The 21,023-nt window shown below is 65.9% G+C and carries 13 protein-coding genes; 9 read left to right on the forward strand and 4 right to left on the reverse strand.

Annotated elements, in window-relative coordinates; all coding sequences use genetic code 11:
* Positions 1-173 precede the first annotated feature (173 nt).
* From ABD687_RS02555 to holA, 8 genes are all read left to right on the forward strand, one after another.
* Positions 174-1,880, forward strand: coding sequence for a glycerol-3-phosphate dehydrogenase/oxidase (locus ABD687_RS02555; protein WP_310287515.1), 1,707 nt, complete (start codon positions 174-176; stop codon positions 1,878-1,880).
* 74 nt (positions 1,881-1,954) lie between these two features.
* On the forward strand, positions 1,955-3,469 hold the full coding sequence (glpK, locus tag ABD687_RS02560) for a glycerol kinase GlpK (RefSeq protein ID WP_310287512.1): 1,515 nt from the start codon (positions 1,955-1,957) through the stop codon (positions 3,467-3,469).
* A gap of 261 nt (positions 3,470-3,730) precedes the next feature.
* A complete protein-coding gene (leuS, locus tag ABD687_RS02565; protein WP_310287510.1) occupies positions 3,731-6,247 on the forward strand; it encodes a leucine--tRNA ligase in 2,517 nt (838 codons plus the stop codon).
* A gap of 22 nt (positions 6,248-6,269) precedes the next feature.
* Positions 6,270-7,460 (forward strand): DegV family protein, encoded by a 1,191-nt coding sequence (locus ABD687_RS02570; protein WP_310287506.1) that lies wholly within the window; start codon positions 6,270-6,272, stop codon positions 7,458-7,460.
* A 102-nt stretch (positions 7,461-7,562) separates the two neighbouring features.
* The gene (locus tag ABD687_RS02575) at positions 7,563-8,345 is read left to right on the forward strand and encodes a helix-hairpin-helix domain-containing protein (RefSeq protein ID WP_310287504.1); all 783 of its coding nucleotides are present in this window, start codon (positions 7,563-7,565) and stop codon (positions 8,343-8,345) included.
* Positions 8,346-9,116: 771 nt separating this feature from the next.
* Entirely contained in the window at positions 9,117-10,322 is a 1,206-nt protein-coding gene (locus ABD687_RS02580) for a Fic family protein (protein ID WP_302266116.1), read from the forward strand.
* Between the two features lie 559 nt (positions 10,323-10,881).
* Positions 10,882-13,359: a ComEC/Rec2 family competence protein gene (locus ABD687_RS02585; protein WP_310287501.1), complete on the forward strand. Its 2,478-nt coding sequence runs from the start codon at positions 10,882-10,884 to the stop codon at positions 13,357-13,359.
* Positions 13,360-13,422: 63 nt separating this feature from the next.
* Positions 13,423-14,421, forward strand: coding sequence for a DNA polymerase III subunit delta (gene holA, locus ABD687_RS02590; RefSeq protein ID WP_302266112.1), 999 nt, complete (start codon positions 13,423-13,425; stop codon positions 14,419-14,421).
* A gap of 794 nt (positions 14,422-15,215) precedes the next feature.
* Here holA and rpsT read toward each other — a convergent pair.
* From rpsT to ABD687_RS02605, 3 genes are all read right to left on the reverse strand, one after another.
* Positions 15,216-15,476 (reverse strand): 30S ribosomal protein S20, encoded by a 261-nt coding sequence (rpsT, locus tag ABD687_RS02595; RefSeq protein WP_264268938.1) that lies wholly within the window; start codon positions 15,474-15,476, stop codon positions 15,216-15,218.
* A 316-nt stretch (positions 15,477-15,792) separates the two neighbouring features.
* Positions 15,793-17,637 (reverse strand): FAD-dependent oxidoreductase, encoded by a 1,845-nt coding sequence (locus ABD687_RS02600; protein WP_264268937.1) that lies wholly within the window; start codon positions 17,635-17,637, stop codon positions 15,793-15,795.
* A 233-nt stretch (positions 17,638-17,870) separates the two neighbouring features.
* The gene (locus tag ABD687_RS02605) at positions 17,871-19,082 is read right to left on the reverse strand and encodes an integrase catalytic domain-containing protein (RefSeq protein WP_007273073.1); all 1,212 of its coding nucleotides are present in this window, start codon (positions 19,080-19,082) and stop codon (positions 17,871-17,873) included.
* A 165-nt stretch (positions 19,083-19,247) separates the two neighbouring features.
* Between ABD687_RS02605 and ABD687_RS02610 the strand changes: the two genes are divergently transcribed.
* Entirely contained in the window at positions 19,248-20,276 is a 1,029-nt protein-coding gene (locus tag ABD687_RS02610) for an AraC family transcriptional regulator (RefSeq protein WP_310287495.1), read from the forward strand.
* Positions 20,277-20,326: 50 nt separating this feature from the next.
* Here the strand turns inward: ABD687_RS02610 and ABD687_RS02615 are convergent, their stop codons facing one another.
* Positions 20,327-20,902, reverse strand: coding sequence for a type II toxin-antitoxin system PemK/MazF family toxin (locus ABD687_RS02615; RefSeq protein ID WP_310287492.1), 576 nt, complete (start codon positions 20,900-20,902; stop codon positions 20,327-20,329).
* Positions 20,903-21,023: the final 121 nt, after the last annotated feature.

Here is a 21,023-nt window from a genome sequence, read left to right on the forward strand (position 1 = left end):
GGCTGAACGGGTGAATGCGCGCGGAAACGGGCACACATGCGGCTCCGGTTCGGCAACGATTCGCCTACGCTTCACCCGCGGGGCTATGCGGTCGCGGCGGTGCCCCGGTAATGTCGACAAGACCATGTGAAGCACGCTTTACGCCCACTGCAACACCGAAGGATGGCCCCACCGTGGAAGCCGCAGCGACCCACCGATCCCAACTGGCGGCACTGCGCGCCCGGCCCGGAGCCAAGGTGCTCATCGTGGGCGGTGGCATCAACGGCGTGGCGACCTTCCGCTACCTGGCGCTGCAGGGGGTCGACGTGGCGCTGGTGGAACGCGGCGACTATTGCCAAGGTGCCTCGGGCGCCTCCTCGCACATGATCCACGGCGGCATCCGCTACCTGGAAAACGGCGAATTCCGCCTGGTCCACGAGGCGGTACGGGAACGCAACACGCTGCTGGAGATCGCGCCGCACTACGTCAAGCCGCTGCGCACCACCGTCCCGATCTTCTCCACCTTCTCCGGGCTCCTGGCCGCCCCGTTGCGCTTCGTGACCCACAGACCCGGGCTGCGGGCCGAACGCGGGGCGCTGCTGATCAAGATCGGCTTGGTCATGTACGACTTGTTCGCCGGGGCCATCGGCCGCAACACCCCCTGGCACCGGTTCCGCGGGGCCAAGGCCTCCCTCGCGGTGCTCCCGAAGCTGCGGACCGACGTGAAGTACACCGCCACCTACTTCGACGCCTCGGTGCACAATCCCGAGCGGCTCACCCTGGACGTGCTGCGCGACGGGCTGGAGGCAAACCCGCACGCGAGGGCCAGCAACTATGTGTCCCTCATCGGGCACGGCGAGCGCGGGGCACACTTGCGCGACGAGCTCACCGGGGAGGAGTTCGACTTCGACGCCCAGGTCATCGTCAACGCCACCGGGGCCTGGGTGGATGAGACCAATGCGGTGATCGGCACCCCGAGCCGCTTCATGGGCGGGACCAAGGGCAGCCACATCGTGCTGGATCATCCCGAGCTGCTGGCCGCCTGCGACGGGCGGGAGATCTTCTTCGAGCACTCCGACGGGCGCATCGTGTTGATCTACCCGCTGGGGGACCGGGTGCTGGTGGGCACCACGGACATCGACGCGGACATGGGGGAACCGGCGCGCTGCACCGATGCGGAAGTCGCGTACTTCTTCGAGCTGATCGGCCACGTCTTCCCCTCCATCAAGGTCGGTGAGGAGCAGATCGTCTACAGGTTCTCCGGGGTGCGCCCGCTGCCGAGCCATGAGAACACCGCCCCCGGATTCGTCTCACGGGACTACCGGATCGAGCACTCGCGGCTGGCCGGGGGCACCCCGATGCTTTGTCTGGTCGGCGGGAAGTGGACGACGTTCCGCGCGCTGGGCAAGACGCTGGGCAACAAGGTGCTGGCCGAACTCGGGGTCTCCCCGGCCCCCGGCACCCGCATGCTTCCCATCGGCGGGGGACGGGACTACCCCAAGACCCCGGCGGAACTGGAGGCCTGGTTCGCCCAGCGCGCCGCACTGGCGCCGCGGGCGCGGCTCGAGGTGCTGCTGCAGCGCTACGGCACCCGCGCCGACGCCGTGCTGGAACACATTGGCCCCCACGACCCGACGCTGCCCGGGTGTCCGGAACTCTCCGCGGCCGAGGTGCGCTACCTGGGCACGCACGAGCAGGTCGGGACGCTGGCCGACGTGTTCATCCGCCGCACCTCGCTGGCCTTCCGGGGACGGGTCACCGAGTCGCTGCTGGCCCAGGTGGCCGAAGCGCTGGCACCCGTGCTCGGCTGGGACGCGGCCGAAACCGCAGCGCAGGTCGATGACTGCCGGCGCGTGCTCACCGAGGAGCACGGGGCGCATGTGGCCCTGAGCAACGCCTGACACCGCGCACCGCACGACGCTTTCCGCCGTCGAGCGCCACCCCCCTCTGAACGGCACCTTTGAAAGGCACCGACATGAACAAGTACGTCATCGCGATCGACCAGGGCACCACCAGTTCCCGGGCCATCGTCTTCGACCATGCCGGCACCGTGGTCTCCACGGGACAGATGGAACACGAGCAGATCTTCCCGCATGCGGGATGGGTTGAGCACGATGCCGTGGAGATCTGGAACAACGTCCGCAAGGTCATCGGCATCGCACTGGCCGAAGCCAACCTCACCCGGCACGACATTGCCGCCGTGGGCATCACCAACCAGCGCGAAACCACCGTGGTGTGGGACAGGCGCACCGGCAAGCCCATCCACCACGCCATCGTCTGGCAGGACACCCGCACCCAGGGCATCGTCGAGGAGCTGGCCGCCGACGGGGGAGTCGACCGGTATAAGGAACGCGTGGGCCTGCCGCTGGCACCCTACTTCTCCGGCACCAAGGTCAAATGGATCCTGGACAACGTGGAGGGCGCACGCCAGGAGGCCGAGGCGGGGAACCTGCTCTTTGGCACCACCGACACCTGGGTGACCTGGAACCTGACCGGCGGCACCGATGGCGGGGTGCACATCACCGACGTCACCAACGCCTCGCGCACGCTGTTCATGGACCTGGAGAAGCTGGAGTGGGACCAGGGGATCCTGGCCGACTTCGGGGTGCCGGTCTCCATGATGCCCGCCATCAAGTCCTCCTCCGAGGTCTACGGAACCGTGCACACCTCGCAGCTTCTACGCGAGGTGCCGATCGCCGGGATCCTGGGCGACCAGCAGGCGGCCACGTTCGGGCAGGCTGCCTTCGAGGCCGGGGAGGCCAAGAACACCTACGGCACCGGCTGCTTCCTGATCTTCAACACCGGGACGGAAATCGTCCGCTCCAGGAACGGCCTGCTGACCACCCTGGGCTACAAGCTGGGCGACGCCGCACCGGTCTATGCGCTGGAAGGGTCGATCGCCGTGGCCGGTTCGCTGGTGCAGTGGCTGCGCGACAACATCGGGATGATCTCCACCGCTGCGGAGGTCGAGGAGCTGGCAGCCAGCGTGGAGGACAACGGCGGGGTGTACATCGTGCCCGCATTCTCCGGGCTCTTCGCCCCCTACTGGCGTGCGGACGCGCGCGGGGCCATCGTGGGGTTGACCCGCTACGCGAACAAGAACCACATTGCCCGTGCGGCGCTGGAATCCACCGCCTTCCAGACCCGGGAAGTGCTGGATGCCGTGAACGCCGACTCCGGGGTCCCGCTCACCGAACTCAAGGTCGACGGCGGCATGGTCGCCAACGACGGGCTGATGCAATTCCAGGCGGACCTGCTCGGGGTTCCGGTGATCCGCCCCAAGGTCACCGAGACCACCGCGCTGGGGGCCGCCTACGCCGCCGGGCTGGCCGTCGGCTTCTGGAAGGACCTCGGGGAGCTGGGCGCCAACTGGTCCGAGGACAAGAGATGGGAACCGGCCATGGAACCGGCGGAGCGCGATCGGCAGTTGCGCCTGTGGAAGAAGGCCGTCACCCGCACCTTCGACTGGGTCGATCAGGACGTGCTGTAGGCCACTGCGGCTGGCCCCCGGGGGCGGGCGTGCATCCGGCGCGCCCGCGGGGCCGGCGCCTTGTGGGGTAGAATATGGGGCATGAACGCAGTGCTCTTGCTAAGTTAGCCGCATGGGATAAACACCCCCCATGCGGCCGCCCCTTGCATGCAAGGGGCTTTTGTGTGTCAGGGGGCCTACGCCGCCGATGCACGCCAGCAACCAGCAGGACAGCCACGTTCCACCCACAGGCGCATGAACAGAAGAAGGCGAAACCCGATAGTGAGCACCCAGCCGACCGGCACCGAAACCGCTGACAACGAGTCCGCCGCAGCGGCCTACAGCTTCCAGGAGATGGAAGCCAAGTGGGCCCCGGTGTGGGACAAACTCGGGGTCTTCACGCCCAAGGACGACGGCAGCGCCGAACGCCGCTATGTGCTTGACATGTTTCCCTACCCCTCCGGCGACCTGCACATGGGCCACGCCGAGGCCTTCGCCATGGGAGATGTCGTCTCCCGCTACTGGCGCCAGCAGGGCTATGACGTGATGCACCCGATCGGCTGGGACTCCTTCGGGCTCCCGGCCGAGAACGCTGCCATCAAGCGCAACGCCCACCCCGCCGAGTGGACCTACAAGAACATCGACACGCAGGCCGCCAGCTTCAAGCGCTATGCGATCTCCGCCGACTGGGACCGCCGCATCCACACCTCGGACCCGGAATACTACCGCTGGACCCAGTGGCTGTTTACCCGCTTCTACGAAAAGGGCCTGGCCTACCGCAAGAACCACCCGGTGAACTGGTGCCCCACCGACCAGACCGTGCTGGCCAACGAGCAGGTCGTCAACGGCGCCTGCGAACGCTGCGGAACCGTCGTCACCAAGAAGTCGCTGAACCAGTGGTACTTCAAGATCACCGACTACGCCGACCGCCTGCTCGATGACATGGAAGAGCTCAAGGGCCACTGGCCCGAGCGCGTGCTGGCCATGCAGAAGAACTGGATCGGCCGCTCGGAGGGTGCCCACGTCGACTTTGTCATCGAGGCCGCCGGCGGCAAGGAAGCCCACAAGACCACGGTCTTCACCACCCGCCCGGACACCCTGCACGGCGCCACGTTCTTCGTGGTCGCCGCCGACGCCGAGCTGGCGAACGAACTGGTCACCGAGGAACACCGCGAAGTCCTGGAAGCCTACCAGGAGCAGGTCAAGGCGCTGAGCGAGATCGAGCGCCAGGCCACCGAGCGCGAGAAGACCGGCGTGTTCACCGGCCGCTACGCCACCAACCCGCTCAACGGCGAGAAGCTGCCGGTCTGGGCCGCGGACTACGTGCTGGCCGACTACGGAACCGGCGCGATCATGGCCGTCCCGGCACACGACCAGCGCGACCTTGACTTCGCCCGCACCTTCGACCTGCCGGTGCGCGTGGTGCTTGACACCGGCGAAGAGGACCCGGCCGAGACCGGTGTCGCCACCGCCGGCGAGGGAACCCTGGTGAACTCCGGCGAGCTGGACGGCCTGCCCAAGGCCGAGGGCATCGCCCGCGCCATCGAGATCGTCGAGGCTGCCGGAACCGGCGAGAAGTTCGTCAACTTCCGACTGCGCGACTGGCTGCTGAGCCGCCAGCGCTTCTGGGGCACCCCGATCCCGATCATCCACTGCGCACACTGCGGCGAGGTCCCGGTTCCCGACGACCAGCTGCCGGTGCGCCTGCCCGATGACCTGCGCGGCGAACAGCTCGCCCCGAAGGGCACCTCCCCCCTGGCCGCGGCCGAGGACTGGGTCAACGTTCCCTGCCCGAAGTGCGGGGCCGCCGCCAAGCGCGACACCGACACCATGGACACCTTCGTGGACTCCTCCTGGTACTTCCTGCGCTTCGTCTCCCCGCACTACACCGAGGGACCGTTCGACCCGAAGGCCGTGCGCGACTGGATGCCGGTGGGCCAGTACGTCGGCGGGGTCGAGCACGCCATCCTGCACCTGCTCTACTCGCGCTTCTTCACCAAGGTCATCTTCGACCTGGGGCTGATCGACGTGAAGGAACCCTTCAGCGCGCTGCTGAACCAGGGCCAGGTGCTCAACGGCGGCAAGGCCATGAGCAAGTCGCTGGGCAACGGCGTGGACCTGGGCGAGCAGCTGGACAAGTTCGGCGTCGACGCCGTGCGCCTGACCATGATCTTCGCATCCCCGCCGGAGGACGACGTGGACTGGGCCGATGTCTCCCCGGGCGGATCGGCGAAGTTCCTGGCCCGAGCCTGGCGCATGGCCCAGGACGTCGACAGCACCCCGGGAACCGATCCGGCCAGCGGCGACAAGGCGCTGCGCCAGGTTACCCACAAGGCGGTGCACGAGGCGGCCGGCATGCTCGAGGGGGGCAAGTTCAACGTCGTCGTCGCCAAGCTGATGGAGCTGGTCAACGCGACCCGCAAGACCATCGACTCCGGCGCCGGCGCGTCGGATCCGGCGGTCCGCGAAGCAGCGGAGGCCGTGGCCGTCATCCTCTCGCTCTTCGCCCCGTACACGGCCGAGGACATGTGGGCGGCGCTGGGCCACGAGCCCTCGGTCGCCAACGCCGGCTGGCCGACGGTCGACGAGGCCCTACTGGTCCAGGACACCGTCACCGCCGTCGTGCAGATCAAGGGCAAGGTCCGGGCACGCTTGGAGGTCTCGGTCGACATCACCGCCGAGGAACTCGAGGCCCTGGCCCTGGCCGACGAGGCGGTCGTCCGCTACCTTGACGGCGCCGCCATCAACAAGGTCATCGTGCGTGCGCCGAAACTGGTGAACGTGGTTCCTGCCTCCTAGGGGCGGCAGGTAGCCTACAGATATGGACGCCTCCCAGCCACCCCCCAATCCGCAGCGGCCCACCCGCACCGGCGGTTGGATGGGGCGGCTCTGGAAGCAGCGCGTTGCGGATCCCGCCCACCGTGCCCGCCCCGCCCGGGGCCTGGTTCCGGTGGGCGTGGTCAGCGACTCCGCCGCGGCGCTGCCGGAGGACTGGGTGCGGCAGCACGCGCGCTTCCTGCGCGTGGTGCCCATGCCGGTGATGGTCGACGAGCAGATCTTCTCCGAGGGCACCGACGATGTGCCCACCGAACTGGCCCTGGGCCTGGCGATGGGCAAGGCGGTGCGCACCTCGCGCCCGGCGCCGGGACAGATGCTGCGCGCCTACCGGGAACTCGCCGATGCCGGGGTGAAGGAAATCATTTCCATCCACCTCTCCTCGGCGCTCTCCGGGACGGTGGACGCCGCACGCCTGGCGGCCGAGTCCTCGCCGGTACCCGTCACCGTCGTCGATTCACTCACCGTGGCCCTGGCAGAGGGCTTCACGGTGATGGACGTCGTGGAACTTGCCGCCGCGGGTGCGCCGCTGGCCGAGCTTGAGGCAGTGGCCAACCGCGCCGCCGAAAACCACGTGTACTTCGCCGTCCCCTCACTGGAGCAGCTGCGCCGCGGCGGGCGCATCGGCACCCTGGCCTCGGTGCTGGGCACGCTGCTGAACGTCAAGCCGATCCTTTCGGTGCGCGACGGGCAGATCGTCGCCCACGAAAAGGTGCGCACGCATTCGCGCACGCTGGCCCGACTGGTGGCCATTGCCCGCGACGAGGCGGCCGCCCGGGGGCCCGAAGCGCGCCTGGCGGTGCACTACTTCGGGAACCAGGACGCCGCCGAGGAGATCGTGCAGGAACTGGCCGGGGCCTCGCTGTTGGAAGTGCTGGCGGTCCCGGTCCCCGCAGTGCTTGGCGCCCACACCGGGGCCGGCGTGCTGGCCGTGGCGATTTCCGGAGGCATCGCACCCCCGGTGCCCGGACCTGTACGGCACGAACCCAAGACAAAAGCGGAACCGAAACCAAGGCCCGAACCAAAAGCGAAACCGGTGGCTAGGCCCCGCAACATTGAGCCGCGTCGGGAATCGCGCCGCCGCACAGCCTCGCCCTCGGCCCAGGGTACGCCCGTCACGCCAACCTCGGCGTCACCGGACGAGCCGGCCAATCCCGAGGCTTCCGGAACCCCTTAGCGCATTCCCCGCCTCAGACCTTTGGCTGTCGCGGGCCGTGGTTCTCCACAACCCGGCGGTTCCCGTCCCGCACGGCACCGGGGGTCGTGTGCACTGGAGGACATGGGCTCTCACGAGTGGGTGGATCATGCCGAACGGAGCAACCTGGCTCCGGTCCCGGGCCGCCTGCGCGTGCTCATTGGCAGGTCCGCCGCGATTGTCCTGATCCTCGGAGCCCTGACCTGGATCTCGGTGTCGTTGCTGTTCAACCCGCCGCCGCGTGCTCCAAGCGGTGCCGAGTCCATCCCCTTGGAAGTGGCGGAGAGCGGCCACACGGATCCCGCGGCGGAGCCGGGTGCCCAAGATCCGCCACCGGAACCGGGGGAGACCCCGGAGACGGAGCAAAGACCTCCGAAACCGGGCACCACCGGCCCGCCGGGAAGCGGTGCGAGCGCCGTGGTCCACTTGGTTGGAGCCGTGAAGAAACCCGGGGTGTACTCCCTGCCGCTGGGATCCAGGGTGCTTGACGCGGTGGATCTGGCCGGCGGGCTGGCGAAGGATGCCGCTCCGGAGGCGATCAACTTGGCGGCACAGATCCGTGATGGCGAACAAATCCGCATCCCGCGCCGTGGCGAGACCGGGCAGGTTCCGGTGCCCGGGGTTCTGGATTCCGGCCGTTCGGAGGGTGCGGGTGGGCCAGGCGCGCCGCCGGGGAAAATCAATGTGAACACCGCGGAGCAGGCGCAATTGGAGGAGCTGCCGGGCATCGGTCCCTCGCTGGCGGGCAGGATCCTGGAATTCCGTCAGGCCAACGGGCCTTTCAAGAACCTCGGGGAACTTGATGCCGTCAGCGGCATTGGCCCGGCGCTGCTGGGCAACCTGCGCGAACGCGTGGTCTTTGAATGAGTTTCCCGGGCCGTGGCCGTGTCGGAGGCGGGGTCACCGGGCTGCTTGGTCACTGAAGGACGGCCGGAAGGGGATGCCCGCCCTTGGCTCCGGCACAGCCGGGAAGTTGGGGGCCTGCGTTCCCTTGGTCTGCCTGGCCAGGAAGTCCAACAACTCCCTTCTGTGGCCAGGAGTTGCCCACAGGGGGCCTTCGTGCGGCAGCCGGGGAATTCGACCTTACGGAGCGCGCGCTCGTCACGCACTGTCTGGGCACGTGGTGCACCGACGGCCGTCCACCACGCATAGTGACCGTGGCCTTGACGGTGTTGGCCGGAAATTTCGCGCTCAAGCGCAGAGGGTGCCCAGCGTGCAGGCAACCCGTTGGAGCTTGTCGCTCGTGGACGGCGGGCGAGCGGAAGGCTTCCCTCAACGCGTCGGGCCGGGCGGCCCATGTTCGGCGGACCGGCAACTCATGGCCTGTCGCAATGCGGCCGAGGCGATCGGTGCAACGAATCGAGTGGCGGACAATATCTAAGTCCGGCACGTGTCAAGCATGGCGGATGCTTTACGCGCCCGAATGGCCCGGCGGCCGAAAGCGGAGCCGGATACCGAGCCCGGTCGGGTCGATCTCCGCGAGTGCTGGGCGTTGGCCGGTGTCTGAGTTGCGGCACTGGGAGGATTGCAGCTGCACCAAGTGTTCTGTGCGGTGGGTGTGTGGCTGTTTCGGCTTTGATAACGTTGTCAAGCGTCGTCCATACCAAAGGCTAAATGCATAGCCTTTGGTATGTTTGGATGGTGACCATAGATAAGCAGCAGTCCGGCGTCTGGCCGGCGACCGGATACGAAGCACGCCCGTGGGTGCGCGCCGGGAACGAAGTCGCCTCACGTAGGGCCAAGCTCCAGGCCCGCGGCGACTACCGGGCCGCCGTCCCGCCGCTCATCGCTGCAGCACCGGTTGCTCTGCCCGCCGAGGTGATCGCCCTGGCCGATGATGCGAGCCAGGAACTCGCCCGATTCGACGCCGAGGCCGGAACGATGGCCGCCCCGTTCGCATCCATCCTGCTGCGAAGCGAGTCTGCTTCCAGCTCGGAAGTGGAGAACCTCACCTCCAGCGCCAAGCAGGTGGCCCTCGCGGAGATCGGTGAGTCGAAGTCCGGGAACGCGCGCTTGGTCGTCGCAAACGTTCGCGCCATGACCGCGGCCATCGCGCTGTCCGACCATTTGGATGAGCACTCGATCATCGCGATGCACGATGCGTTGCTGCGGGACACTGCGCCCGAATATGTCGGTTATTGGCGCAACGAACAGGTATGGATCGGCGGCGGCAGCATTTCGCCGCACGCCGCAGCGTTTGTGCCGCCCCACCACACCCGCGTTTCCAGCCTGATGGCCGACGTTGTCGCATTCGCCCGGCGCACGGACGTGCCGGTGCTCATCCAGGCGGCGATTGCGCACGCGCAATTCGAGACCATCCATCCCTTCCCCGACGGCAATGGCCGGACCGGACGGGCACTCCTGCAGGGCATGCTCCGCCACGGCGGCCTGACCCGCAATGTCACCGTGCCCGTCTCGGCCGGGCTCCTCTACGACACGGATGCCTACTTCCGAGCGCTGACCGAGTATCGGGCCGGGAACACAAGCGCCATCGTCACCGCCGTGGCGGAGGCATCCTTTGCCGCGATCCGGAACGGCCGTGTACTCGTGAGAGACATCCAAGACGCAGCTGCGCGCTGGGACGACTTGATCATGGCCCGAAGCGACTCATCCGTGCACAAGGCGAAGAGCTACCTGCTCCGCCAACCCGTGGTGAACGCAAAGACCCTGGCCGGTGAGTTGCAGATCAGCGACGTCGCGGCCCAGAAAGCCATCGACCGGCTGGTCGACGCCGAGGTGCTCACTCAGACCAACACCGGCCGCAGGAACCGTGTCTGGCAGGCGCCGGAGATCCTCGCCGCACTCGATGCGTTCGGCGCACGGGCCAGGCGCCGTCGCGGCTGAGAGTCGCAAAGCCCGATGTTCGACACTCGCAGAAAGATCTAGACATGCCCTTATCTGCCAGTTATCTCGGGGAACACATTGAGTCCTGGAGCATGGGAACCGAAGCGTGGGCCGCGCCTAGGCGCATCTACCGCACATCGGGGCCAACCTTGGCCCGTGTCCGAACTGGTGTCCCGACGCGGAAGCCCCGGGGGCAGTGCCGAAGAAGCCCTGGAGGCCGACTGCGGACTCTGCTTCGATGAGCCGACCGCCTGGATCTGAACCACCGATGAACCTGGGCTACGACCAACAGGCATTTTTTCCTTAAGTTGCTGACGCCCGGCAGAATCACCTGAATCGCCCATCGGACCGGCCAACCCCGGGAGTGCGGGAACCGGTCGGCGCCCCTCTTCTCGTTCTCCGGATCATCGGGCGTGTTTCTCCACAGTCGGGCGCCGACGCTGAATGCACGGCAGCGGAAACGTGTGCACTGGAGGGCATGGGTTCCTACGCGCGGCGTGATCACACCTCAGAAAGCAAATGGCACGCGGCACTCGCCATGGGCAGGCTCGCGGACCTGATGCATGCAGCCTTGTCCCGGCGTTCGAAGGGGGAGTCGGATCTGGAGCCCGGCCGCGTAGACCTGCGCGGGTGCTGGGCGTTGGCCGGGGCGTGGGTGGCGGCGTTGGGCGGGGTGCAGCTGGGCCAGCTGCACCAGGTATTTTGGGCAGTCGGTTTGTGGTTGGTGGCCGGTGCAGGTCTTCTGGCGTTGTTGCGCCCGCGGCATGGGCGGCTGGGCCCGGCCGCGACCCCCAGTTTTGCCGCACCCGCCCTTGGCTGTGCCGCGGCGGCCCTGGTCTTCACGCAATTGTTCTTGTCCGGGGCGGGCACGAACCCTGACTCGCTTGAACAGGCAGCCCGCGCTGGGACGCCGGTTCGCATCCAGTTGTCGTTCACCGAGGCCCCGCGGGCATCGTTGCAAACTGACAAGTTCTCCGAAGATGCCAGGCCCCACCGGCAATTCACCGTCGCCGCGCGTGCTCTGGTGGTCGCCGGCAACGGCAGTTGGCGGATCTCGGGGGTACCGGTGCGGCTCAGCTACCCCGAATCCCGGGCGCCGGACATTCCACTGGCCGGCGGGAGCACCGTTGAAGTGCTCGCCACGGTCTCGAACAGCGAGCCAGGGGATAGGCAACGCTTCTGGCTCAATGCCTCCGCCGATCTCCTGCCCCTGGGCAAATCCACGGCGCCGGGCGTTTTCCAAGGCATGCGGGAACGCTTTGTCGGTGCCAGCGACGCACTTCCACAACCCGCCCGCGCCCTGCTCCCTGGCATGGTGTTTGGTGACCGCAGCGGGGCGGACGAGGAATTGTCGGAAGCGATGAAGGTTGCCGGACTGTCCCACCTCAGTGCTGTCAGCGGGGCAAACTGTGCGATGGTGCTTGGTTTTGTCATATCCGTCGGCCGTTTGCTGGGATTGGGTCGGCTGCCCACGTTGGGCTTGGGCTTGGCGGCATTGCTCGGCTTCGTGTTCCTGGTGGGTTACGAACCCAGCGTGTTGCGCGCAGCGGTGATGGGCACCATTGCGGCCGTGGGCCTGCACGCGTCCCGCGGCAGGAATGCCATGGCGGCCCTGACGCTGGCCGTGGTGGTCCTGCTGGCCATCGATCCGTGGTTGGCCGGTGAGCCGGCGTTCCAACTTTCGGTCCTGGCCACTGCCGGCATCGTGATCATCGGCAGGCCGATGGCGGCACGGTTGAATCGGTGGGTGCCGTCCATCGTGTCCGATGGAACGGCCATTGCCTTGGCCTCGCAGATCGCCTGCCTGCCGGTGCTGGTGGCGCTTAGCCCGGCCTTCTCGCTGTACTCGGTGCCGGCAAACCTCCTGGTTTCACCGTTCATTTCCCTCATCACGGTGGCAGGGACGCTCGCCGTGGTCGTCCTGATGGTGTTCCCGCTGGCGGGAATGGCGCTGGTGTGGCTCGCCGGCATGCCCACCATGGTGGTGGGCCTCGTGGGAACGTGGATTGCTGCTCTCCCGGGGGCGCTGCGGCCATGGCCGGTCGGGGTGGCGGGCGTCCTGCTGGCTTGGGGAATTGTCTTGGGAACCCTGCTTGCCCTGGGCCACGTGCATCCCGCCGCAGGATCCTGGCAATCACGCATGGGGTTGGCGGCGCAGGGCGTGGTGACGGGGTTGCTGCTCGGGCTGCTGCTGCCGGTCACCGCACTGGTACCGGCACCGGCCGTCGACTGGATGGTGGTGTCCTGCGACGTAGGCCAGGGCGACGGGTTGCTGATCAACGCCGGGGATGCCGGGGCGGTGGTGGTTGACACGGGCAAAACGGCCGAAGATATCGCCGCCTGCCTGAAGCACATGCGCGTCACGCGGGTCGCTGCCCTGTTCATCACCCATCGCCATGCCGACCACGACGGCGGGATTGCAGGGGTCGGCGACCGGCGACCGGTTGACAAGATCTACTACTCGGCTGCTGACGACCCCGCGGATCCGCCACATCTGACCGACTCCCGGGGCAGTCTGGTGACCGCCAGCCAGCTTGGATCGGGGGCGACCGGAGCCGCAGGCCCCGTGGTCTGGAAGGTCCTGGGCCCGATCCCGGACGGTGTGTTCACGGGAGAAAACGACGCGTCCCTGGTCGTCCGCTTCGAGATAGAGGCGGACGGTTTGCAGCGGCGCATTTCCATCCTGGCAACCGGGGACATGGAAGATGAGGCCATGGACCAGCTGATCGACAAGGGGCTGATCGGACACGCCGACATCTTGAAGGTGTCGCACCATGGTGCCGAGAACGGTGGCGTGCGCACGGCGCCAACCGTCCGTCCGGCTCTGGCATTGATCAGCGTGGGTGCAGACAACACCTATGGGCACCCCTCGGATGAGGCCTTGCAGGCACTCGAGGAGAACCACGTGGCAGTCTTCCGCACCGACCTGCGGGGCACCATCATCGTTGGCTGGGACGGGAAGTCGCTTCGGGTCTCGTCATTGGGTCCGACAGCGGAACGGACGTCGACACGGGGACCGTCAAAGGGTGGGGAATGATGAAGCATTTGGCGTTGGAGATAAGATCGATGGGGTTCGTTAAACACTATGTAAGGGTCGGTCATGGCAGCGCCACGAGGCACATCCAAGAATGCGGGCATTTCATGGCGGTCAGTGGCGCCCGCCCCGTTGATCCTGCTGCAGGGCTCCGAGGAGCTGCTTGCCACCAGGGCCTTCGAAACCGTGCGCAACACCTTGCGCGGGGGTGCCGAGATCGAACTGACCCGCTTTGAAGCCAACAGCTACGAGCGCGGGGAAATGCTGCTGGCGTCCAGCCCGTCGCTCTTCAGTGAAACCAAGCTCATTGAGGTCCGCGGGCTGGCCACCATGAACGAGGATTTCCTCAACGACACCCTCGCCTACGCGAAAGCCCCGGCACCTGAGGTCACCTTGATCATGCACCACGGAGGGGGAGTGCGCGGCAAGAAACTGCTTGACGCACTCAAGGCCGCCGGCGCGGTAGTCGTTGATTGCCAGCCGTTGAAAAAGGACGCGGAAAAGATCGACTTCGTCACCCAGGAGTTTCGGACGGCCAAGCGCAAGCTAAGCGCCGAAGGCGCACGCGCCCTGGTTGCCGCCCTGGGCAGCGACCTGTCCGAACTGGCCGCAGCCTGCTCACAGCTCCTGCAAGACACCACGGGCGCCATCGACCAGGACATGGTGGACAAATACTACGGCGGTCGCGTGGAGGCCACGGGGTTCAAGGTCGCCGATGCCGCGCTGGCCGGTCGGGCGGACATCGCGCTGAGCACGCTGCGCCACGCCTTGGCCACGGGCACCGATCCGGTGCCGATTGTCGCCACGCTGGCCATGAAGCTGCGCCAAGTCGCGAAGGTCGCGGGGGCGCGCAAATCCTCCGGTCAACTGGCCAGCGAACTGGGCATGCCGCCCTGGCAGGTCCAGCAGGCCCAGGAGCAAGCTCGGCATTGGAACGTCGATGACCTTGCCCGTTGCATCCGGCTGGTGGCAGAGGCGGATTCGCAGGTCAAGGGCGCCTCGCGTGACCCGGAATACGCCGTTGAGCGGGCCGTTACCCAGATTTCGTTGGCGGCGCGCCGCTAGGGCAGGTAACGCCACGCGGCGCCGGCCGAAAACGATCAAGACAGTTTGCACGTGGCCTCACCACCGGAATGCCCACGGCCATGTCCAAACCCCAATCCAAGGGGCAAGCCATACGCGGGTTGGGACGCTAGGATCGACACATGAAACGGCGGTGGAAATTCGTGCTTGCCGTTGGCGTGTTTGGGGTTCTCATCGCTCTTGTTTTGGTTGTAGTGCGACCCGGTCTCGCGTGCCCGGCAGCGGGGTACGCGGATCTGGGCGACGTTGAACTTGAATTTACCAGCGAGCCGGACTCGGTTGCTGCCTGCTTCGGGGACGAGTGCACTCCACAACCCGTCCAGAGATCTGACGACGGCAAATGGAAAGTTCCGCAGTCCTACCCCTACATGCCGCAAGATTCGGACCTGCATGGCAACGTAAGGCCGGGCAATGTCACCGCCATTCGAATCATGGCTGCACGCCCGTCAGCCGCACCGATCGTCAGTATTATGGCCATCCATTCGGAACCTGCCGAAGGCGGCCAGTTCTGGTCCACGTGTCCTGGTCCAACGAGGTACATGCCGGTGCAGGTTCCCTGAGAACGTCAGCGGCGGCATAATGGTCGATTCGGAGCATCGGCTGGTACCGGCAATCATTGTGATACAAAAATCGCCCGGCCGGGAATACTACAGGAGCTTCCCATGGCCCCCCTGTGATCCCCGGCTTCGAAGAACCATATGAGTGGTTAAACACGAAAGGCTCCCTTTCCCCTAGATATGGAGGAAAAGGAGCCTGACGATTCAGTGAAGCAATCCTTAGAGGGCGTTAACCTTCTTGGAGATGGCCGACTTGTGGTTGGCTGCGTTGTTCTTGTGCAGCACACCCTTCGTAGCGGCCTTGTCGATCTTGCGACCAGCTGCAACGAGTGCTGCTGATGCTGCATCCTTGTCTTCGGCTGCAACGGCAGTGTTCACTGCGCGGATTGCGGTGCGAAGCTCGGACTTGACGGCAGCATTGCGCTGGCGCGACTTCTCGTTGGTGAGAATGCGCTTCTTCTGGGACTTGATATTAGCCACTGTATTAAACTCTCTTGCTCATCGCTTGTATGGTCGGTGAGGGATATCTTCCGGGCCATTGACTGAGCGGCGTGGGGATACCTATGGCGACCCGGGAGAAGTGCCCGTCGACCTGCGCGGACACACAAGAAATAATACTAGCAGGTTCGGATGGCCATCACGAGTCGTTACCGCCCGCCGTGACTGTGAGCTACTTCTGCCGTGGCGAAGCGGGGTTCGCAGGTTTGGCCATGTATGGAGTTGCCCCTCATGGACGACGAACGGCCCCTGACCGTGAAGTCAGGGGCCGTTCGGGCCTACAGAAGCTGCCTGTTATTTAGAGGGCAAGTTCCATCAGGTCCTCCATCGATATGCCGGTGTCGGTGGCCGGACGCCCCAGGATCGAGGACAGCACCTCGAAGAGCGCGGCCTGCGGGTCTTCAACCATGCGATGTGACCTCCAGCCGATGTGCTTGTCAGGGCGGACCAAGATAACGCCGTCTTCCTCGACTTCTCGTTGGTGCAGCCAGTCTCCGTAGAGGTCCTGCACTTCGAGGCCCTCGCCGATGACCACGGCTACCAGATCGATGCCCAGCCGGGAGCCGAGCTTGACCGCCGCATCCGCCCATGCCTGCCCGGTGATGCCGGTGAATAGCGTGAACTGGGTGCCCTTGGCGATGTCGTGGGTGGAGAACTTCCGGTCCCTGTCTCCGATCCAGGCATGCGGCAGGCGCAGTCCCGGATAGGTGGACTTCTGGTGGTGGAGCATCGGGTCTTCCGTTGGCTCCGGGCGTGTGCCGCCGTCGGAAACCACGGCGCTCGATTCGTAGAACTGGCCGATCTCCGTGCCCTGGGCATTAAATTCGTAGTCCTTGTTGTCCAGCGCCTCCCGGAGCGCCTTGCGGCGTGCCGCGCCTTCGGGGGAGTTCTCCTTGCGCAACTTGAGCTTCTCGATGAACTCCTCGTCCGTTGCCGCATCCGTGACTCCCAGGGCATCGAAGATCGGCTTGTACTCGCGTCCCGAGTCGTTGGCGCGGGTGACGATCTGCTTGGCCACCGGTGCCCGTTCAGCCGAATAGGTCTCCAGCAGCTCCTCGCCGGCCTGGCCCTTGAGTACTGCCGCCAGTTTCCAGGACAGGTTGTACGCGTCCTGGATGGACGTGTTGGAACCCAATCCGTGGCTCGGCGGGTGCTTGTGGATGGCGTCTCCCGCGCAGAAGACGCGGCCCTTCTGCAGGTGCGTGGCGTATTGCTCGTTGTTGCCCCACAGCGAGTAGCCCAGGATCTCGACCTCGAGGTCGTCGATGCCCACCAGGTTGCGGATGACCCTGATCGCTTCGTCGTTGTCGAGCACCGGGGGTTCCCCGTTGATGTCGAACCCCCAACAGATCAGCCACTCGTTCCACGGCCGGACCATGCGGATCAGTCCGGCGCCCAAGCCGCCGATGTTGGAGCCCGGGTTGAAGACCCAGTAGAGGATCGACGGACGGTGGGCGGCCAGGTGGGCGAGGTCCGCCTTGAAGGTGATGTTCATGGAACCGCCGATGTCCATGGCGCCTTCCATGGGCAGGTCGATGTCGGTGGCGACCTTCGAGCGGGCGCCGTCGGCGCCAATGAGGTACTTGGCGCGGATCGTGTACTCGTGGCCGGTGAGCCGGTTCAGTACCTGCACGCTTACGCCCTCGCTGTCCTGGGTGTGTCCCAGGTACTCGGTGGAGAACTGCGTCTGGGTGCCGCGCATGGTGGCGTTCTTCAGCATGATCGGTTCCAGCAGTGTCTGCGGGATGTCGCAGGGCATGGACGGGGAGGCCAGTTCGTAGTCGGCCCGGCGGTCCGGGCGCAGCCCCCAGGTGGGCCGGCGCCCGATTTCCTCGCCGGCCATGGACTCGCAGTAGACGGTGTCACCCATCAGCTCGTGAGGTGTCGCCTCGGCCAGGACCTGGTCCTCGATGCCTGCATCGCGCAGCACCTCCATGGTGCGCTGGTTGGTGATGTGCGCCCGCGGGGTGTTGGCTGTCCAGCGGTATTTGGTGATCATGATGTTCGGGATGCCCTGGTTGGACAGGAACAGTGCGGCCGAGCTGCCGGCAGGACCGGATCCGACGATCAGGACGTCGGTCTGGACCACGTTCGCGGTCTCCGGAGAAACGGTATCGGTGATTCCATCATTGAAAACAGGCATTGCGTGCCTCTCTTACTTGGACTGGTGCTCACTGCCCGGGGCGGGTGGAGCTGGGTATGCCACGAGTGTTGCAGCTCACATGCCCACGGTGGGTGGCCCTTCGCTTTGCTGGCCGCACAGTTGTAAAAGATGTCCGCTGAGTGCAAAACCCCTCGGACACCCTTGGAGGCCGGTGGCGGGGTAGCGTCCGCCTTGCCTCATGTCAATATGCTCGCGAAATAATCCCGCATGCCTCAACTAATTTGCTCGCCAAATAGGGCATCCCCGGACTGCGCGCGCATCTTGGCCCGGTTGATGAGATGGTTCTGGATGGCATTGATGCGGCGAGTGATGGCCGCCGGATTCAGGTCCCCGTGGATGCCCGCCAGGGCCTTGGCATGTTCCGGGTCCATGGCCTCCAGATCCATGATGCGCTGGTACGCGGTCCGCGGCCGGTCATAAGTCCGCTTCCTGCGACCCGAACGTGCGGTGCCGTAGCCGTTGGCCTTGACCATCGGCAGCAGGTGGTTCTTGCGCTGGTTCACCAGCGCCCAGAGCTCATTGAGCAGGGCCATCTCCTCCGGACCCTCGTAGCGGAACCTGAAGGCATGGCGACGGACCCAATCCCGATTTCGCTGCTCGACATGCGCATTGTCGTTATGCTTATACGCCCGCGCCCTAGTCAGATCAATGTTTCGTTCCTGCGCCCACTCGATGAGCTGGGTGTTGATGAATTCACCGCCATTGTCGAAATCCAGGGCCCGCATCGGGTAGGGCAGGGACCGGACCAGCAGGTCGACCCCGGCCACGACATGGCTGTGCGCACGGTTTTTCACACACGTGTTCACGGTCCACCCGGTGAACACATCTGTCAGGGTGATCGAATACAGGAACTCGCCCTTGAGGCTGTGTCCGCAGTGGGCGACGGTGTCGATCTCGAAGAACCCCGGTTCCTGCTCCATGGGCGTGCCCGACCACCGCACCGGGATCTCCGAACGCAGCATCGCCCCGGGCTTGGTCGAGGACAGTGCCGAGGGGTATCGAGCGGCGCGCAACGGCTTCAGATACCGATCCATCGTGGAGGCCGACATGGATAGCAGCTCGTCCCTGACCTCGTCGGTCAGCAGTCCCGCCACTGTCCCGAGTTCGTCGAAGCGTTCCAAACGCTCGAGCTCGTCGGCCATGATCGGAGCCAAGTATTTCCCGCAGGGCTCTCCGGAAAGCGTCCAGATTCGTTCCAGGAGCTTGAGGGCCGCCGGCCCGTACTTGCGGGGCCTGCGCCGCGGCAGGGGCTTCGGAATCCCGCGTGCGGGCTTACGCAGTTCCGTGGCCAGACGCCGGCGGGCGTTGGCCCTTGACCAGCCGGTCGATGCGCACAGGTAGTCGAGCATCACGCCCTTCTGTCCCTTGGTCCCTTTCGCATACTCGGCGGCGAAGCCGCTGACGAGCTCTCGCCGGGTGTGCATCGATATCCCCTGTTTCATCTCCCCAGCACAGCCTGCTGCCCGCCCTGGTGGCCAGAGTTTCGCGAGCATTCTTAAATGAGGCACGCACCTCATTTCGCGAGCATTACTAGTGAGTCAACGCGGCGTCTTTTGGTCCGTTGTGATTCCGGATACAATTGTGGCTCCATGGGCCACAATCAAGATGATGCCGAACGGGCATCCGTTGCCGAGCAGGGACAAGACCGCGCAGTTGCGCCCGGATCCAGGCCGGCCAAGCAACTGCGCTTCAGCACCAACGGCATTCCGGCAACGAATCGGGTTGAGTTGTGGGAGCACCACAACGCCAAGGCGCTTATTCCCCTGGACATCAGGACCATTGATGAGGAGCCGCTTGAAGCCAGGGAAGTCAGCCTGGGCTACGGCTCGCTCAGGTTTGGCGGCGTCACCGGCAGCGCCCAAGTCGTGGAACGCAGCGAACGTTTCATCCGGCGGAATCCCACGGATGCGATAGCCGTCTTCTTCACGCTTCGCGGGGAGGCGCTCTTCTACCATCGCGATGGCCACGAGATCGTGAGGCCCGGCCAGGCCATCATCTGCGACGCGGACCGCCCGTTCATGCGCGGTTTCAGCAAGGGACTGAAGGAAATGGTCCTGACCATCCCGCGTGAAGAATACCTGGAACTTTCCGCGGGACAGCCGCTGCTCAAGCCCCGGATCATCGATTTCAGCCAGGGGGCGGCGTCAAATCAGCAGATGCGCGCGCTGGCCGGACTGGTTAGCTCCACACTCACCGGGCAGCCAGGGAATCGGCCGTGTCCCGAAGGCTCCGCCCTGGACCTGCTCCAGATCCTGGTATCAGGAGGAAGCAGGGAGACCGGTGCCGGGTACCTGGCTGCGGCGCATGCCCATATCGAAGACCATTTGTGCGACCCGGAACTCGGGACGGCCAAGATAGCTGCTGCCATCGGCATCAGTGAGCGGCACCTCTCGCGCATCTTCTTAGAAGCGGGAGAGCCATCCGGCAGCTACATCAGGGAGCGGCGCCTGGAGTTGGCCCGCGGCATCCTGACCGACCCGGCCAGGCAATCGGTGCCGGTCGGGGCTGTGGCACTGCAGGTCGGCTTCGCGTCGCAAAGCTATTTCACGCGCGCCTTCAAGTCCCATTACGGCATCACGCCGTTGGCTTCTCGCCGCGAGGCGCTGTGGGGCACCTAAGGGGGTAGGTCAGGCAACGGATCTTGCCGCCGGTTCGCGGTGAAGTTGAATCAGGCCGCGGCGAGTCGTTCGGCGACTCGGGTAAAGGCCTGCTGGCCCAGGATCGCGCCCTCGCGACGGATACCCGCCTCGTGCAGGCGAATGACCCGATCCAATTTCACCTCGCTGGGACGGCCCTGCCGATCCCAGGCACCGGTGCCGATGTCCACATAGTCGCGGTCCTGGGCCTGCCCGTTGTTGCGGTCCTTGGAGGTGAGCATCAACGCCAGCAGATACTGGCCGTCGCGCCCGACCAACAACACCGGGCGGTCCTTGCCCTGCGCGTGGTCCTCCTCGTAGGGAACCCAGGCCCATACGACTTCACCCGGGTCCGGGCGTCCGTCGGCGCGCGGGGAATACGCTGCGTTTACCGCACCCCGGAAGTCCCCGGGGTAGCCGCCGAACTCCCAGCTGGCGGTCTCGCCCGAGGCCGGAGACGTGGCCGGGTCCCGCCTGCGGGTCGAGGTGGAGCCGGGGCGATTGCCGGCCGGGCGGCCGGTGCTGCGCTGCTGCCTTGCCGCGCCCCTGAGGGCTGATTCGAGTGCGCGGCCCAGGAGCCTGAGGATGGAGGCGGTGTTGAACTTCATGTGGTCAAACTACCAGTTCGGTCATGCTCCTGAGTCGCAATGCGACACCGTGCCCCAAGCATGGGAGAATGGCCTGTGCGAAGTATTTTGCACCCCCCTGAACATTTTCGTCCCCCATTAG

Origin of the sequence: Paeniglutamicibacter sulfureus (assembly GCF_039535115.1) — a bacterium.
In the GTDB taxonomy this organism is placed as follows: Bacteria; Actinomycetota; Actinomycetes; order Actinomycetales; family Micrococcaceae; genus Paeniglutamicibacter; species Paeniglutamicibacter sulfureus.

Coding starts and splice junctions, on each gene's coding strand:
- glpK (WP_310287512.1), top strand. CDS start 1,955: ATGAACAAGTACGTCATCGCGATCGACCAGGGCACCACCAGTTCCCGG.
- ABD687_RS02570 (WP_310287506.1), top strand. CDS start 6,270: ATGGACGCCTCCCAGCCACCCCCCAATCCGCAGCGGCCCACCCGCACC.
- ABD687_RS02575 (WP_310287504.1), top strand. CDS start 7,563: ATGGGCTCTCACGAGTGGGTGGATCATGCCGAACGGAGCAACCTGGCT.
- ABD687_RS02580 (WP_302266116.1), top strand. CDS start 9,117: ATGGTGACCATAGATAAGCAGCAGTCCGGCGTCTGGCCGGCGACCGGA.
- ABD687_RS02585 (WP_310287501.1), top strand. CDS start 10,882: ATGCATGCAGCCTTGTCCCGGCGTTCGAAGGGGGAGTCGGATCTGGAG.
- holA (WP_302266112.1), top strand. CDS start 13,423: ATGGCAGCGCCACGAGGCACATCCAAGAATGCGGGCATTTCATGGCGG.
- ABD687_RS02600 (WP_264268937.1), bottom strand. CDS start 17,637: ATGCCTGTTTTCAATGATGGAATCACCGATACCGTTTCTCCGGAGACC.
- ABD687_RS02605 (WP_007273073.1), bottom strand. CDS start 19,082: ATGCACACCCGGCGAGAGCTCGTCAGCGGCTTCGCCGCCGAGTATGCG.
- ABD687_RS02610 (WP_310287495.1), top strand. CDS start 19,248: ATGGGCCACAATCAAGATGATGCCGAACGGGCATCCGTTGCCGAGCAG.
- ABD687_RS02615 (WP_310287492.1), bottom strand. CDS start 20,902: ATGAAGTTCAACACCGCCTCCATCCTCAGGCTCCTGGGCCGCGCACTC.